At 59.6% G+C, this 17519-nt stretch carries 11 protein-coding genes; 7 read left to right on the forward strand and 4 right to left on the reverse strand.

Features of this window, described 5'->3' with window-relative positions; translation table 11 throughout:
- Positions 1-90: 90 nt before the first annotated feature.
- The 7 genes from IVB46_RS33320 (at position 91) to IVB46_RS33350 (ending at position 15011) form a co-directional block, all read left to right on the forward strand.
- Positions 91-954 carry a WYL domain-containing protein gene (locus tag IVB46_RS33320; RefSeq protein ID WP_247344328.1) on the forward strand — a complete coding sequence of 288 codons (864 nt, stop codon included), beginning with the start codon at positions 91-93 and terminating at the stop codon, positions 952-954.
- Between the two features lie 25 nt (positions 955-979).
- Positions 980-4483: a helicase-related protein gene (locus tag IVB46_RS33325; protein ID WP_247344331.1), complete on the forward strand. Its 3504-nt coding sequence runs from the start codon at positions 980-982 to the stop codon at positions 4481-4483.
- A gap of 8 nt (positions 4484-4491) precedes the next feature.
- Positions 4492-6171: a DUF262 domain-containing protein gene (locus tag IVB46_RS33330; RefSeq protein WP_247344334.1), complete on the forward strand. Its 1680-nt coding sequence runs from the start codon at positions 4492-4494 to the stop codon at positions 6169-6171.
- A complete protein-coding gene (locus IVB46_RS33335) occupies positions 6168-7799 on the forward strand; it encodes a hypothetical protein (protein WP_247344338.1) in 1632 nt (543 codons plus the stop codon). The genes IVB46_RS33330 and IVB46_RS33335 overlap by 4 nt, the downstream gene beginning before the upstream one ends.
- 6 nt (positions 7800-7805) lie before the next feature.
- Positions 7806-10739, forward strand: a complete 2934-nt coding sequence (locus IVB46_RS33340; RefSeq protein WP_247344341.1) for a DUF1156 domain-containing protein — start codon at positions 7806-7808, stop codon at positions 10737-10739.
- Positions 10740-10752: 13 nt separating this feature from the next.
- The gene (locus IVB46_RS33345) at positions 10753-14046 is read left to right on the forward strand and encodes a DUF499 domain-containing protein (protein ID WP_247344343.1); all 3294 of its coding nucleotides are present in this window, start codon (positions 10753-10755) and stop codon (positions 14044-14046) included.
- 155 nt (positions 14047-14201) lie between these two features.
- A complete protein-coding gene (locus tag IVB46_RS33350; protein ID WP_247344348.1) occupies positions 14202-15011 on the forward strand; it encodes a TIGR02391 family protein in 810 nt (269 codons plus the stop codon).
- Between the two features lie 47 nt (positions 15012-15058).
- Here IVB46_RS33350 and IVB46_RS33355 read toward each other — a convergent pair whose 3' ends face one another.
- The 4 genes from IVB46_RS33355 to IVB46_RS33370 form a co-directional block, all read right to left on the reverse strand.
- Positions 15059-15238 carry a hypothetical protein gene (locus tag IVB46_RS33355; protein ID WP_247344351.1) on the reverse strand — a complete coding sequence of 60 codons (180 nt, stop codon included), beginning with the start codon at positions 15236-15238 and terminating at the stop codon, positions 15059-15061.
- Between the two features lie 104 nt (positions 15239-15342).
- The gene (locus IVB46_RS33360) at positions 15343-16026 is read right to left on the reverse strand and encodes a TraM recognition domain-containing protein (protein WP_247344353.1); all 684 of its coding nucleotides are present in this window, start codon (positions 16024-16026) and stop codon (positions 15343-15345) included.
- Positions 16027-16097: 71 nt separating this feature from the next.
- Positions 16098-16985, reverse strand: coding sequence for a hypothetical protein (locus IVB46_RS33365; RefSeq protein ID WP_247344356.1), 888 nt, complete (start codon positions 16983-16985; stop codon positions 16098-16100).
- A gap of 204 nt (positions 16986-17189) precedes the next feature.
- Positions 17190-17513 (reverse strand): hypothetical protein, encoded by a 324-nt coding sequence (locus IVB46_RS33370; protein WP_247344359.1) that lies wholly within the window; start codon positions 17511-17513, stop codon positions 17190-17192.
- Positions 17514-17519 lie beyond the last annotated feature (6 nt).

Raw genomic sequence — 17519 nt, forward strand, 5'->3', positions numbered from 1 at the left:
AAATACACGGACTTTTTGCTTTGTCCAGATAGTTTTTATGCTGACTTATACTTTAGTCAGTATAATTTATAAACGCATGAGGTGGAAAGAGTGCGCTGGGGTGTCGAGCAAAGACTTGAATTCATTGAGTTTCGCCTGTTTTGGGAGGGCTCGATCAACCGCGCCGACATTGTGGAATTTTTCGGTGTCTCTGTCCCGCAGGCGTCAAAGGACCTAACGCTCTATCAGGAACGGGCCCCTGGAAACGTGGAATACGACACGCGCGCCAAGCGCTATGTCGCCGCCGAAAAGTTCGTGCTGCGCTTTCTCAATCCTGACCCCTACCTTTATCTCGCGCAGCTCCGCGCCGTGGCCGAAGGCACGGTTCCTTCCCAAGATTCCTCGATCGCGGTGCTTCCCAGGGCCGATGTCGCGCTAACCCCCAAGCGGGACATCGACATAACGGTCTTGCGCAGAATTCTCGACGCAGCGCGCGAAGGCGTGTCCGTGGAGGTTTTTTACCAATCGATGAACAAGGTGCGTCCAGATCCGATCTGGCGCAGGATTACGCCGCACGCCTTTGGCTATGACGGCCTCCGCTGGCATGTCCGGGCCTATTGCCACCTCGATCACAAGTTCAAGGATTTTCTACTTCCGCGAATCTTGGAGGTTGGCGAAAAGGGGGCCGCTGGGGTGACCGGCCAAGAGGACTGGCTCTGGAACAATTACTTCGACGTCGTCATCGGCCCGCACCCAGATCTAACCGAGAGCCAGAAGAAGGTCGTCGCCAAGGATTACGGTTTCGACCACGGCAACGCCATCCTCTCGGTCCGCTACGCCATGCTATTCTACGTTCTCAAACGACTTGGCCTGCTCGGCGATGCAGCAAAGCAAAGCGCTCGCACGCAGCATATTGTGACAATAAACCGCAAAGAGACTGAGGCCGCGCTTGAAAAAGCGGAGCTTCAGCTGTGAAGATATTTGGGGGAAGCACCGGCTGATGGGGGCAAGACTTGAAGACGTAAAGAACGGCGCGTCGGTTCGCGGCATCGCGTCCGCGCAGCCCGTTCATGTCGTTTCGATCGATTGGATCGGCGACCAGGCGATCAATGTCGTTTACCGCGATCACAACGGGACCGTCGCCGAAGCGGTTCTCTACCGGGACGATGAGCATCGCCTGGAGGTTGAGCGGAATGGGCGGCCATGGTCGTTCGATGCCGATGGTGCGCTGCTGCGTTTGGTGACTGAGGCCAATCGCATCAAGCTCGCGCACTATTTCGACCCCTATCTTGCGATCCACACCAGCCTTGTCGATCCGCTGCCGCACCAGATTTCGGCGGTTTATGGCGAGATGCTCCCGCGGCAACCTCTGCGTTTCCTCCTCGCGGACGATCCTGGCGCCGGCAAGACGATCATGGCCGGCCTGCTCATCAAGGAGCTGATCGCACGCAGCGATCTTGAGCGTTGCCTCGTCGTCGCGCCGGGCAGCTTGGTCGAACAGTGGCAGGATGAACTCGGCCAGAAGTTCGGCCTCGAGTTCGATATCCTCACCCGCGACATGATCGAGACCTCGCGGTCGGGCAATCCCTTCTCCGATCGCGACCGGCTGATCGTCCGCCTCGACGTTCTGGCGCGCAATGAAGAGCTGCAGGACAAGCTCATGAGCGCGCGCGAATGGGATCTCATCATCTGCGATGAAGCCCATCGCATGTCGGCGACCTATTTCGGCGGCGAGGTCAAATATACGCGGCGCTATCAGGTCGGTCAGAAGCTCGGTCAGGTCTGCCGCCACCTGCTGCTCATGTCGGCGACGCCGCACAACGGCAAGGAGGAGGACTTCCAGCTCTTCATGGCGCTGCTCGATGGCGACCGCTTCGAGGGGCGGTTTCGCGACGGCGTCCACTATGCTGACACCGAAGACATGATGCGGCGGCTGACCAAGGAGGAACTGCTCAAATTCGACGGCCGGCCGCTCTTTCCCGAGCGTCGTGCCCGCACGGTCAAATATCCGCTCTCGGAAGGCGAGGCCGCGCTCTATGCCGCCGTCACCGAATATGTCCGCACCGAGATGAATCGCGTGCAGCGTTTCGCGGAGGGGGACGGCAAGAAGCGCAACAATGTCGGCTTCGCCTTGCAGGTCCTCCAGCGGCGTCTCGCCTCGTCACCGGCCGCGATCTATCAGTCGCTGAAGCGCCGCCGCGAGCGGCTGGAGACCGAGCTGGGCGAGGCACGCCTCGCCGCAAAGGGGCGACGGGTCGGCATCGGAGAGCCGTCGATAGGCTCCGACGTGCTGGGTAACATAGAGGAATATGGGCAGGAGGAGATCGACGAGCTTGAAGAGCTGATCTCGACGGGCGCGACCACGGCTGAGACGGTCGAACAGCTCGCGCTTGAGGTCGAGACGCTGAAGGGCCTGGAGTCGATGGCCCTAGGCGTGCTGCGCTCCGGGGTCGATACCAAATGGACCCAGCTCAATCGCATCCTCGACGATGATCTGATGGTCGACGCCGCCGGCAATCGTCGCAAGCTGATCATCTTCACCGAGCCCAAGGACACGCTCCACTACCTGCTCGACAAAGTGCGCGCGCGTCTCGGTAACCCCGACGCGGTCGACGTGATCCACGGCGGCGTGTCGCGCGAAGAGCGCCGCAAGGTGATCGAGCGTTTCATGCAGGACAAGGATCTGCTCGTACTGATCGCCAACGATGCCGCTGGTGAAGGCGTGAACCTCCAGCGCGGCCACCTGATGGTCAATTACGACCTGCCCTGGAACCCGAATAAGATTGAGCAGCGGTTCGGCCGCATCCACCGCATCGGCCAGACCGAAGTTTGTCATCTCTGGAACCTCGTGGCGGCCGACACGCGAGAAGGCGAGGTCTATGGGCGCCTCCTCGAAAAACTGGAGGCCGCGCGCGAGGCATTGGGCGGGCGCGTCTATGATGTGCTCGGCGAGTTGTTCGAAGGCACCGCGCTGAAAGACCTTCTCTTCGAGGCCATCCAGTATGGCGAGCAGGAGGATGTGAAGGCGCGTCTCTTCCGACAGGTCGATGGCGCGGTCGACCAGACCCATCTGCTGGAATTGCTTCGCCGCCGGGCGCTCACCAATGACACCATGCCCGAGGCGAAGGTCGAGGAACTGCGGCTCGAGATGGAGCGGGCCGAGGCGCTGCGCCTTCAGCCGTATCACATCCAGAGCTTCTTCGTCGAAGCGTTCCAGCATCTCGGCGGCCGCCTCAAGCGCCGCGAGGATGGCCGTTGGGAGATCACTCATGTGCCGGTGCGCATCCGCGAGCGCGATCGCCAGATCGGCACCGGCGCGCCGATCCAGAAGCAATATGAGCGGATCTGCTTCGAGAAGAGCCAGATCAATCAGCAGCCAGTCGCGGCCTTCGTCTGTCCGGGGCACCCGCTGCTGGAGGCGGTGATCAGCCTCACCCGAGAGCAATATGAGCAGATCATGCGCCAGGGCGCGATCCTGGTCGACGAAACCGATCCGGGCGATGCGCTGTCCGCGATTTTCCTTCTCGAGCACAGCGTCCAGGACGGCCGCACGACGAGCGCCGGCAAGCCGCATGTAATTTCGCAGCGGCTCCAGTTCGCCGCGATCGACAAAGCAGGGCGCGCCACCAACGCAGGTATCGCCCCACATCTCAATCTTCGGCCCGCCACGGCGGAAGAGATTGAGAGCGTGCGCAACCTCCTCGACGAGGACTGGCTTACGACCGAGTTGGAAAAGACGGCCATTCGCTTCTCCACGGTAGAGCTGGCGCAGCGGCATATCGCGGAGGTCAAGGCGCGTCGGCTGCCTGAAATCGAGAAGGTCGAGCGCGAGGTGCGCTCGCGCCTAAAGAAGGAAATCAATTACTGGGACTCACGGGCTTTCGAACTGAAGGAGGAGGAGAAGGCCGGCAAAAAGACGCGACTCAACTGGCAGAACGCCCAACGCCGGGCTGAGGATCTCGCCGAGCGTCAGAAGCGCCGGATAGACCAGCTCGAACGCGAACGTTTCATCTCATCGCAGCCGCCGCGGGTACGCGGCGGCATGGTGGTCATTCCGCGTGGTCTGCTGGACGCCCGCCAGGCTTCGACCGTGCCGAATCATTTCGCAGAGGATCCGGCTGCGCGGCGAGAGATCGAACTCGCCGCAATGGCGGCAGTCATGGCTGCCGAACGCGCGCTGGGGCATGAGCCTGTCGATGTCTCCGCTCAGAGGATCGGCTACGACATTGCCTCCCACAATCCGAAGTCCGGGCATCTTCGCTTTATCGAGGTGAAGGGCCGCATCGACGGCGCGGACTCCGTGATGGTCACCCGGCAGGAGGTCATCACTTCCCTGCACGAGCCGGAGAAATTCATTTTGGCGATCGTCTCAGTCACCGGCGGCTTCGCGCATGAGCCCCGCTATGTGCGCGGGCCGCTCGTCGACAGGGAGCCATCCTTCCTCGAGACCGCGATCCAATTCGATCTTCGACGCCTGATCGAACGGGCGGATAAACCGGGATAGGGGGGACAATGACGATCAATGCTCAAAATAGATTGTTGCCGGACTGGTTCGCCCGCGTGCGCACCCGCCAGACCGTCTTGCCGCGCTTCCAGCGGTTTGAGGCTTGGGGGCATGCCAACGTCACCCAGATGTTCAACACCATTCTGCGTCGGCTGCCGCTTGGTGCGGTGTTGATCCTGGAGATCGGCAATGAGGAGCCGTTTGTCAGCAGGCCCATTGTGGGTGCGCCTACCGATGGGGAACGGATCACCGAGCATCTGCTCGATGGCCAGCAAAGGCTGACCGGGCTGTGGCGGGGGCTGCATAACAATTACGAGGACCGGACCTACTTCCTCTACTGCAATGAAGACGAGGAGACCGGGGCGCCTTTCTATGTGGATTCAATCGGGCGCTGGAAGAAGCCAGGTGACAAGGCAGTCCGCCCCTTCTGGGCGAATGAACCGAAGGAACTGTGGAAGCGGAAGATGATTCCGCTCCACCTGTGCGCGCCGGGCGATGCCGCTAACGACGGGTACAAGTTGTGGGCGAAGGCTGCGATCGAAGACAGCGATGAGCGGGAAACCGTTGGCGAAATCCGATCGAAGGTTCGCGAAATCTTCGCCACGTTCAACATGCCCTATCTCTCGCTGCCGGTAACCACCAACAAGGACACGGCGCTCGATGTCTTCATCAAGATGAACACATCAGCGGCGCCGCTTTCGACCTACGACATTGTCGTCGCGCAAGTTGAGGCGGTCATGGGCCAGTCGCTACATGAGCTGGTCGGCGCTTGCCGCGAGGCCTGCCCTGGTGTTGTGGCCTATTATGAGCCCGAGGAGCTGGTGCTCTATGCGAGCGCGCTCCTCCAGGACAAACCACCCACCAACGCGACCTATCTCGCAAAGAGCTTCGGAGAGACTCTGCTGGCGCACTGGGACGAACTTGTCCGCGGCGTTCAGCGGATGGTGACGTTCCTTGAGGAAGAGCGGGTCTTCGACGCGAAGCGGCTACCGTCGGATGTTGTGGTGCCCGTGCTGACGGCCCTGTGGGCGCGCGCGCCGCAGGGGCTCGATGCCGAAGGGCGCGCGCGAACAATCTTGCGCAAGTATCTATGGCGCGCGTTCTTCTCCAATCGCTATGAGAAGTCGACGAACTCCCGGGCGCTCGCGGATTTTTTCGAACTTCGGGCGCTGATTGCTCAAGCGAATGCGCCGCACCCGGCCATCTTCGACGACGCGCAATACCCCCTCCCGCATACCGATGAGCTGATTGCGGCGCGCTGGCCCACGAACAAGGATCGCCTGGGCCGCGCCATTCTTGCGCTCGCGCTGCACCAGGGCGGTCTGGACCTCGCGGACGGCAGCACCGTGAGCCGCGCCAACCTGCCCAAGCGGGAATATCACCATTTGTTCCCGGACGCGCATCTCGGCCGCCTCGGCTTCGGCGACACGGAAATCTATCGGTCGCTGAATTGCGCGGTGGTGACCTGGCAGACCAATCGAAACATCTCTGACAAGGAGCCCGAACGGTATTTGGCCGAGCGACTGGAGGGCACACCTCTGGGCGAGGCCGAAGTACGCCAGCGGCTCTCCAGCCATCTCATTCCTTATGACGAGATGGTCGCCGGCGGCTATCCCACTTTCCTCGAAAAACGCGCCAGCCTCATCCACGAGAAGATGCTTAAGCTGTGTCAGGCGGGGATCGCATGAGGCAGACCGCTGAGAACATCTCTGTCCAGGACGCCGAGCGGCGCATCTTCGTTCAAGTCGCCTCGCAGGTGGCGCTTATCGTTCGTGGCGACAATATCTTTCGCGAGTTGCAAGAACGCGTTCTGAAGTGGGGATTTGATCCTGGTCGAAACCTCAGGAACATTCCGGACAGCGCCTGGAAGGGCGATTCGTTCGAGATCGATCAGGATAATTCCGAGCAGGCCGAAGCGGTCAAGCTAGAGGAGCCGCGCTACTGGGCGTTTCGTCTGCGGGAGCGCCTCAAGGATACGTCGCGCATTTGGACAACCGAGGTCGGAATAGGCGAGCGCAGTCCGACGGAGGCGGTCTTCGGCGTCCGCCTTATCTGCGCACAGAGAGGGAACGCCGAGCCGATTCCGCGATCCATTCCCAATTTTGTCCGTGGTATCGCATTCACACAGGACGCCTATCTCGACGGTCGTCCAACATCGGCTGATCCCTGGTTAGTGGATTCCGATGAGGAAGTAGACGCGCTTGTTGCTTTTTTGGAGGCGCCACATCGTCATCACCCTGTGGTCGCTTTCTCTCTCCCGGAGGGAAGTCACAACCCCGAGGAAACGGCAATTCCCGTCCAACCCTTTATTCGAAGAACGGTTGGGTTTGTCCATACTGTCGTTGTCACGTCCAGCGCCGCCTTCGCATTAACCGATCGCCTGGGTCGGGAGTTCTCGGTGTACCGTCAAGCGATTAGAACCTACAACCCAGGCTTCAACCCTGGCGCCCATCTATCCACTGATCATCCGGTCGCTACGGCGGCGCGCATTGCCGACTGGGGTGACAACGCTGGATCAACCTTCACGGACTTCCTTGTTGAGCAGGTGCTGCGTATCACACGTCCGCGCGACGTTCTCGAACGGGAGCAACCGTCGTTTCAGCACGTCAAGCGCATAGCGGCGCAGCAGGCACGCGAGAGCGCCTCAGTTGCCGGACAGGACGATACGGAACTGCTGAAACTGGCTGATGAGGAACTACGCGCCGCTAAGCAGGAAGCCGAAACGAGCCTTGAGCTAGCTATCAACGCCGATGCGGAGCGACAGCAGGCTCTTTCAGAACTCCGTCAGATCAGAGCCAGCTACACGGCACTGCAAGCGCGTCTTGACGGTATCCTCTCAGAGAGACCGGCAGGCGCTGGTCCGGTAATACCCAGGGGCCTAGAGGAAATCGAGAGTTGGGTGCGGGTTCACCTAAGCGGTCAGATCGAACTTCACCCGAGGGCCATCAAGGCTGCGCGTGACTCAGATTTTCAGGATATCGCGCTTGTCTACAACGCACTTCTCATGATGAGGGACCTCTATGTGCCGATGCGGCGTATTGGCGGCATCGCACATAAGAACGCTTTCGACCAAAGGTTAGCCGAGTTGGGTTTGGAAAACACACCATGCTTTGCGCAAGAGAATAAAGCAAAACAGTTCGGCGGGTCGTATTTCGTCCGTTATCAGGAGTCCAGCCGAGAATTGGACTGGCACCTGAAGGGAAGTAACAGTCGCGATGGGCGGCTAGGATTCCGCCTATACTACTTCTGGGATGCTGAGACCGCGCGTGTCGTCGTCGGGTATTTGCCAGGCCATCTGAAAAACGACATCACGTAGGGCAACATGACCTATAAAAAGAAACTGATTGAAGTCGCTATTCCGCTAGAAGCGATCAACGCGGCGTCGGCCCGGGAGAAGTCGATCCGGCACGGGCATCCGTCCACGATGCATCTGTGGTGGGCGCGGCGGCCGCTGGCGGCGTGCCGGGCGGTGCTGTTCGCGCAGCTTGTCGATGACCCATCGGGCTATGCGGACAAGCTGTTGGATGACCCGAAAATCCGCAAGCAGGCGGAGGCAGACCTGATTGTGCGCCTCAAGGCGTGGCGTGACAGGAAGGCCGACGCGCAGGGCATTGTTCCTGACACGCCTGAGCCGACGCTTGAGGATTGCGCGGCCGACATCGAGCGCAAAAGGTTGTTCAAGATTATCGAAGAGCTTGTGAAGTGGGAGAACTCGACGAACGAGGAAGTGCTGGAGCACGCGCGCGCGGAAATCCGGCGCAGCTGCGGCGAAGTGCTGCCACCCGTTTATGACCCGTTCTCAGGCGGTGGGTCGATCCCGCTGGAGGCGCAGCGGCTGGGCCTGCCTGCCTATGGGTCCGACCTGAATCCAGTGGCGGTGATGATCGGCAAGGCGATGATCGAGATCCCGCCTAAGTTCAAGGACAAGCCACCCATCCACCCCGGCATCAAGGATCGGTCATTTTATCGCAATTCTGAGGGACTGGCTGAAGATGTAAAATATTACGGCCAATTGATGCGGGAGAAGGCGTGGGGGCGCATCGGCCATCTTTACCCGCAGGTCGACCTGCCGAAGGAGTATGGCGGTGGCAAAGCCACGGTAATCGCTTGGATCTGGGCGCGCACGGTACCGAGCCCCGATCCGGCGTTCGGTGGCGTGCAAGTGCCGGTGGCGTCGAGCTTTGCACTTGGCACAAAGCCAGGGCGCGAGGCGTGGATCGAAGCTTCGCCAGATCGCAAAACCAAAACCATTTCTTATGAAGTGAAGAGGCGTGGCTCGAAGGATGAAATAACGACTGCTAAGAAAGGGACTAAATCAGGACAAGCGAACTTTCGGTGCCTTCTGTCGGATGCTCCAATATCCGGCGCTTATGTGGATGCCGCCGCATCACGCGGCGAGATGGGGCGTGTCTTGCTTGCGGTGGCGGCAGAGGGACAGCGGGGGCGTGTTTACCTCAGTCCATCCACCGTTCAAGTCGAAGCAGTTGCTCTGGCCGATCGAGAAATCGGCAAACTAGAAACGAATTTTCTCAATGTTCCGTGCCGGGGAACATTTGCAAGCAACGCTCAGGGCAGGCGATATGGCTTCGAAAATTTCGAGGATTACTTCCTCCCTCGTCAGCTGGCTGCCTTAACGACACTATCCACCATTCTTGAAGAACTTCAGGAACAAATAGTTTCAGATTGCGCTCAAACCGCTTGGCTAGGTGACCAAGAACAGTTGGCAACGGGCGGTGCGGGTCCGCATGCATATGCTGAGGCGATCAGAGTGCTATTAGCATTCGCAATTGACCGCTCTGCTGATCGTGGTTCGACTATATGCTCTTGGGATTCATCTCCAAAGATGGAGGCGCTCCGAAACACATTTGCACGTCAGGCGATTCCCATGACATGGGACTTTGCTGAAGGTAATCCATTCTCGGATTCAAGCGGGAATTTTCTCAGTAACGTGGACTGGGTAGCTCGTGTTATCGAGCTTCTTGTGCCGGCCGCGAGCGGTTGTGTAAATCAACATGATGCTCAGACCGTTACCTATCCTGATCACGCTGTAATATCAACCGATCCACCTTACTATGATAACATCGAATATTCGGACCTTTCAGACTTCTTCTACGTATGGATGAAGAGAAACTGCGGGAAAGTATTTCCAGAGATTTTTGGATTTTTGTCGACGCCAAAGCGCGAAGAGCTTGTGGCCACACGATATCGCCATGGCGGTCAAGAGCAGGCTGATCAGTTCTTTCTCGATGGAATGACAAAGGCTATTGAGAGGATAGCGCTTCAAATAGGTAATGAATATCCAGCGACGATCTACTATGCCTTCAAGCAGAGCGAGGTTGAAAACGAGGGAATAAGCTCGACGGGTTGGGCAACCTTTCTCCAAGCCGTGGTTGGAGCGGGCTTCTCTGTTGTGGGAACTTGGCCGACGCGGACTGAGATGTCCAACCGCATGGTTGCTTCGGGCACTAACGCGCTCGCCAACTCAGTCGTCCTCGTCTGTCGCAAGAAGGAAGCGACCGCAGAGGTCATTACACGCGCCGAGTTCATCAGAGCTTTGAAACGCGAACTCCCCCCGGCGATTGCCGAGCTTCAGGCTGCCAACATCGCCCCGGCAGACATGCCGCAATCGGCGATCGGGCCTGGCATGGGTGTCTTTTCCCGCTACAAGGCCGTGTTGGAATCCGACGACAGCCCGATGAGTGTGAAGGCGGCACTTCAGCTCATCAACCGAGAGCTTGATGAGTATCTGGGTGGCATCCAGGGAGAGTTCGATGGCGATACCCGCTTTGCGATCACCTGGTTCGAGCAGCACGGCATGGCGAAGGGCGAATATGGCGCCGCGGATAATCTTGCGCGCGCCCGAGGTATTTCAGTCGAAAGCGTGAAGCATGCTGGGATCATCGAGAGTGCTGCCGGCAAGGTCCGCATCCTTGCGCGCGATGAACTGGACGACGATTGGGAGCCGGAAAGCGATGGCCATCTGACAGTGTGGGAGTGCCTTCAACACTTGGTCCGGAAGCATGAGGAGGACGGCATCTCGCACGACACTGCCGTCTTGCTGAAGAAGCTCGACTCTAAGGCCGGGGCTGTGAAGGACCTTGCCTACTGCCTGTATGACATCAGCGCCAACAAGCGGAAGGATGCGAAGGAGGCCACGGCCTACAACGCATTGATAGCCGACTGGACGGAGCTGACGCGGCAGGCGGCGGCGATCCACGACACGAGCGGGGATCGTCAGATCCGGCTGGATATCTGAGGGGGTACGGGACATGGCTAAAAGCACGCGCCAATATGTTTTCGAGGGCATGGAGCTGCTGCCCGCAGCCCTGATTCCCTTCGTCGAGAAGCGGCTGGAAAGCTCGCTCAAGGGGCACTGGCAGGTCCAGGTTCTGGAGAAGCTGCCGAGCCTGCGCCCCAACGGCGATGGCGCTGTCGGCTGGGATCAGGCGGCCTTGTTCAACGCGATGGACCGCTTCTGGTCCGAGTCGTTCAAGGCCGTCCTCGGTCGTGCTGAGCGCTCGTGGGTGAACGAGCTTGGTGATGTCCGCAACAAGCTCTCGCACAATGAGACCTTCACCTATGACGACGCCGAGCGCGCGCTCGACTCCATGCGTCGCCTGATGGAGGCGATCAGCGCGGGGGAGACTGCCGAGCAGCTTTCGAAGATGCGCGACACCATCCTGCGCACGAAGTTTACCGAGCTTCAGCGCAATGAGGAGCGGCGGAAGACCCAGCGCCTGGAAATCTCCGTCGAGACCGTGGCGGGCCTGCTTCCGTGGCGTGAGGTGGTCGAGCCGCACCAGGACGTTGCTACCGGCGAATTCCAGCAGGCCGAGTTCGCGGCCGATCTCGCCAAGGTGCATTCGGGCAGCGCACCTGCCGAATATCGCGACCCGCGCCAGTTTTTCAGCCGCACCTATCTCACCGAGGGGCTGAGCGCGGTCTTGATCGGCGCGGCCAAGCGGCTGTCGGGCAGCGGCGGCGATCCAGTGGTCGAACTGCAAACCAATTTCGGCGGCGGCAAGACCCACTCGATGCTCGCCCTCTATCACATGGCGGGACCGACGCCGGTCCAGGACCTCTCCGGGCTGGATCAGTTGCTCGAGAAGCAGGGGTTCAGCGTGCCGGAGGGCATCAATCGTGCCGTACTGGTCGGCACTTCGCGCGGGCCGCAGGACGTCCTCAACGCCGAGGGTGGCCGAAAGATTCGCACGACCTGGGGCGAACTGGCCTGGCAGCTCGGTGGCGCCGAAGCCTTCGACATGATCGCCGAGAACGACGCCAATGGTATTGCGCCGGGGTCCAATCTGCTCGAGGCGATCTTCAAGAAATACGCGCCTTGCCTGATCCTGATCGATGAGTGGGTCGCCTATCTGCGCCAGATCTATAGGGTCGATGGGCTGCCGTCCGGCTCGTTCGACGCGAATCTCTCCTTCGTGCAGTCGCTCACGGAAGCGGTGAAAGCAAGCCCGCGCACGCTGCTGGTCGCCTCCTTGCCGGCATCTCAGATCGAAGTCGGCGGCGAAGGCGGCCAGGAGGCGTTGGCTCGCCTCAAGCAGACCTTCAGTCGGGTCGAGTCCTCGTGGCGGCCGGCGAGCCAGGAGGAGAGCTATGAGATCGTCCGGCGGCGGTTGTTCAAGGAAATCTCAGGCGACAAGTTCCATCATCGGGACAACACGCTGAAGCAGTTCGCGAAGCTCTACCGCGAGAACGCCAACGACTTCCCGCAGGGCTGCGCGGACGAGGACTATCGGCGCAAGCTGGAGAAAGCCTACCCGATCCATCCCGAGCTGTTCGACCAACTTTACACGAGTTGGGGATCGCTCGAAAAATTCCAGCGGACGCGCGGCGTGTTGCGCTTGATGGCGCAGGCCATCCACGAGCTGTGGATGAATGGCGATCCCTCGGTGATGATCATGCCGGGCAGCGTCGCGGTTAGCTCTCCGCGCGTCGAACCGGAGTTGCTGCACTATCTCGACGTGAGCTGGCAGTCGATTATCGCCGGCGATGTCGATGGCACGACGTCCACGCCCTACAAGATCGATCAGTCCGCGCCCAACTTGAACCGCTACTCGGCGACCAGGCGGGTCGCCCGCGCGATCTTCATGGGCACTGCTCCGACACATCAGCAGCAAAACACCGGCCTGGACGACAAGCAGATCAATCTTGGCGTCGTGCAGCCCGGCGAACGGCCGTCGATCTTCGGCGACGCGCTCCGGCGGCTGACCAACCAGGCCAAGTTCATGCACGCCGATCTTGGCCGCTACTGGTACTCCATGTCGGCTAGCCTCAACCGCATCGCGGCCGACCGCGCGGCGCAGCTCGAGGCGGCGTTGGTCGACGTGACGATCGACTCGGAGCTCGGCAAATATGTGAACGGTCTCGCAGACAGGGGGCACTTTGACACCCGGCAAGTCGCGCCAGCCTCGTCGGCCGAGGTGCCTGATGAAGCCGGAGGCGTGCGGGCTGTAGTGCTGGGGGTCGGGCATCCGCACAACGGGCGCGATTCCTCGCAAGCGCTGACCGAGGCAAAGGACATCCTGATGCAGCGCGGCAGCACGCCGCGCATCTATCGCAACATGCTGGTGTTCATCGCCGCGGAGGCGCGCCAGCTAGATAATCTGAGGGATGCCGTCCGAGGCGCTCTCGCCTGGGGCGAAATTGTCCGAGAGTCCGCACGCCTCGATCTTCGAGACAGTGACAAGAAGCTCGCTGAAGCCAAGCTGTCTGAAGCCAACGAGACGATGAAGACGCGGCTAAAGGAGGCGTGGTGCTACCTGCACTATCCGGCGCAGGAGAGCGCCCAGGCCGACGTAGAGTGGGTGTCGGGCAAGATTCCGGCGCAGGACGGTCTGCTCGCCCGGGCGAGCAAGAAGCTCGCGGCCGAGGAAGGCCTGCTCACGGAACTGGGTCCGGCACGGCTCGACCGCGACCTCCAGAAATACATCTGGAACGGCAAGCCGCACTTGTCACTGAAGGACCTGCGGGAATACCTGAACCGCTACATCTATCTCCCGCGCCTAAAGAACCAGGACGTCCTGATCAAGGCCGTCCAGTCGGCCGTCAGCGGCATGCTGCCCGGCCCCTTCGCGTATGCCGAGCGGTGGGATGAGAAGACGAACACCTATCTCGGGCTCGCGATCGAACGGGCCGGAAACGCGACGGTGGTCATCGACAGCGACAGCGTCATTATCAAGCCGGGTGTGGCCGAAACGCACAGGCCCGCGCCGACGCAACTCGGAGCGGGCGGCCCTCCCGCCGGGCCAGATGGGAAAGCACATGGCTTGGGCGAACCACCAGCCGGCGGCGCACCGCCGACCCCCACAGAAAAGAGGCCGACACGGTTCGCCGGCGCCGTGATGATCTCACCGGAGCGGCCGGCGCGGGAAATTCATCAGATTGTCGAGGCAATCGTCGAGCAGCTCACGACACTTCCAGGTAGCCAAGTGAAGCTCCGGCTGGAAATCGCCGCGGAAATTCCATCAGGGCTCGATCGTGCAAAGGTGCGGACGCTAATCGAAAACGCCAACACGCTCGGATTTGTCGAGAAGTCGATAGAATAAGGCCAAGCGCCGGGATTAATTCGGAACATGTAGTTTTCCGTCTAAGGGGGCGTGACAAAGACTGATCCATCGGGCTGCGGAGATGAGCATCACCGTGTTCCTAAGAAATGTTTGGGGAGGCGTTCTCTTGCGAGGATAGCTGATGGGAGTGGGGCATGGCCATGTTTACATCGAGCCAGCTGCGGGCAATTGCCGATGCGCTGGCCGACACGACTGAGGGGTTAACTGGATCAGAAATTTCGCATCTTCTGTCAGTATGCAAGATGCTGGACACCGACCCGCAGATAACGAAGCGCCACCGACTGTACAACGCCTTTGTCCATTCGCAGAATGAGCGGCAGGAGCGCACTCGTATTTTAGGCTTCATTCGTCACGCAATGAAGCCCGAGCGCTACATCAGGGAGCCGCAGCGGTATGAGCCGCTGAGGGCTAACTTAAATCGAGCCCTTGCATTCGCAGGCCTTGCGCTCGATGCCTCCGGCGAGCTCGCGTCGGTCGAGCGGGCTCAGACGTTGACGGAGGCGCAACACCGCGCAAGCGAGCTAAGGACCGATCTCGAATTCCGTAAGGTTCATCCGGATGTGCTCCGATTTTGCAAGGAAGAGCTGCTCAAGGACAACTATTTCCATGCAGTTTTTGAAGCGACCAAGAGCGTGGCCGATAAGCTGCGTGCCATGTCGGGGCTGACCGACGACGGTGGCACACTCGTTGATCGTTGTTTGGGTGGAGAGCTGCCATTGCTCGCAATAAATTCGTTGAGTACCGAAAGCGAAAGATCCGAGCAGCGTGGCTTTATGAATATTGTGAAGGGCATCTTCGGCATGTTCCGCAACACGACTGCGCACGCTCCCAAGATCTCCTGGGCGGTAGATAAAGACGATGCAGAAGAGGTCTTTACGTTGTTATCGCTCGTTCATAAGCGAATAGACGCTGCGCATATTCCACCGCGGGTTAGCACTCCCTAGCGATCGGCGGCCGGCGCATGTTCAATCTAGCTAGTTGGTCACACGGCTCAGGCCCCGTCCATCAGCCGCTCAAACGGCTCAATTTCGACTTCGCCCTGAATGCCCGCGCAGGCCAGCGCCAGTTGGGCAACGAGCGCGCCTTTCATGGCGCCGTGCATCTCATGCCCTTCGTCAGCGAAAAATCCTTCAAGAGCGGTCGTAATCCAATCTTGCGGTCTGCGGTCCATCTAACTCTCCAGAGGAGATCGGCGGAATTGCCGGGATCGTGAAACTGGCAGTGCGTCTATGTTTCAAGACGCATGATCATGTTCGGGAGATCCAGGACCTAACATTAGTTGGATCTAATCCATGCTGACCTGATCGAGCTTTCGCGCTGAATTGGCGTATTCGGAAAGGGCCACTCAAGTCCAAACGCGGCATTGCCTATGACCAAGTACCCTTGGGCGCCGTCGCGCGTGATTCTCAGACTTGAGAGATCGTCCTGAGTCAAAATGCGGATCTCTTTAGATGATGGCTCTTTGGTTCCCGTCTTGTCATTTTGCGTCCACGTGCGCACTGGAGCTGTCGTCAGCCTTTCTTCGCAAATGCGTTTGGCGTCAGTGCCAGGATTGAGGCGGAAACATATTAAAGTGCCGATGAGTTGAAGGAGTTCTGCGGGTGCGTGCTGGCCCTGGATACGCGAGAGTTGTTGGAGACTCTGCAACCCGATCATCACGCGTAGACCAAGCGAGCGACCGACTTCCAACAATTCCTGGTCTAGGCTTACGGTCCCGAGGAGGGATTGCAGGAGCATCCATCCAGCAGTCGCAATGCGTTCGAGGCATCCTTTCCGTTGAACGTCCGTGGCATTGGGCTGAAGGTAGTGCTCGACGTTGTTTCGGATCGATGTAACATAGTTCATCAGCAGCGGCAGCGGTTCGTCGCTGACGTAGTCGTACTCGACTCCAGTCTCCTCGAAGGTGACGCTGCCCGTGGCTAAGCTATCGCTCCGGTGCGACTCTACGGAAATCTTCAATGTGGGGGGCATCGACTACTAATTGCCTAAATCAGAAACACGCGTAACACGCGCGCAGATTTGCGCAATTTTCAGGAGATATCAATAGGGAGATCGTACCGGCGCTTGTGCTCGTCGTAGACCGTCACCCGGACCGTCTTGTTGCCGCGGGGCACATCGAAATGCAGAGACTGGACCCCGCTTCGCTCCCCCTCCGGCACCACGAGTGTGGAGCTTCCCTTCGCGCCCACCGAGGCTGCGATCTCGAAACGGGTAGGCCCCGAAACCGAGGGCGAGATCCAGTCCGCAGGTGGTACTCTTCCTGCCTCGACCTCAAGATCGAGACCGACTCTGTCTCCCTCGCGGCTGACGGAGCTTTTGCGGACGCTAACGAAATACGCCGCCGGCGCGACGGTTTCGCACAAGCCGATGATGTCAGGGGCGCCCATGATCATGTCGCCTCGGTCGAGGGTATCGACGGGGTGGCAATGAATGGCAAAGAGCTTGATAGCCCAATCATCCATCAAACGGGCGGCGCTTCTGTATTTCCACTCCTGAAAGTCGCATGTCCCCCACAGTCCGATCGACGTGGAGGCGGCTACTCCCCGAGCGACTAAGCCCTCGTAGAAGCTTCCGGATCCGACGCTCTCTTCACGTTCAGCGCGGGCGGCGGATATGACTTTCATGAACCAGGCAGGTGCCTTCGGCCTGTTTATAGCGAGCAACTCCATCAGCTCGGCAATGATAGACCCATCTGGGGACCTGGCCGTGTTCTCTCCTAGAGCGTGCCATCCCCTGGATCTGATCTCCGGTCGGCTCAGTGCCGGTTCGGAGGCTCGACTTGGAGGCAGCAGCGCGGAAAACCCGCGGGCGCGTTCTTTAGCCGGAGTAGGGGTGACCACCTCCCCGCGCAGCTTTACCTCTCGCCCGTCGAAGGCCCGCAGATAAAGGGTATCGGGAGAAGAGACGAACTCTTCCATTCGGACAGGATCGCCTATCCCGGCAATGATCCATAGGCCGCCGCCTCGTCTTACGGGACGCAATCTCGTGGAGTGTTTGATCGCTGGTACGGTACTCATGTTACGCGACCACCAAACGACTGCCCGTGGAAGAACAGTCTGACCGATATATGGTTCTGAGGCCAGCTGGGGGCGATACTGCCATTTAGGGGTATCTGACGATCTTCAAGGGTTACCGAGCAAAAAGCGTTCCAAGGACCTACTCTGGAGCTCAAAAAGCATCTCTTGGGCGGCGATTTCCGCCGGAGGTGCCTGTTTTTGCAGGGCATATCTAGCCACCTCTTCGTAAAGGTCTGGCGGAAGGTCGACGGGTATTTTTGTTCGATTTTCGATCAAATCTGCATGTTGCTGCGGCACAAGCCCCCCGGGGCGGACGCGCCTCACGAGGAGCATGCGAAGCAAACTTGCCGCATTGAGGCCAAGTGCCGCGGAATACTGATGGAAGAGATCGACTTGGGACTGATCTGCGTACGGATAGATCTTCGTCATTGGCAG

Source organism: Bradyrhizobium sp. 61 (assembly GCF_023073075.1).
GTDB classification, from domain to species: Bacteria; Pseudomonadota; Alphaproteobacteria; order Rhizobiales; family Xanthobacteraceae; genus Bradyrhizobium; species Bradyrhizobium barranii.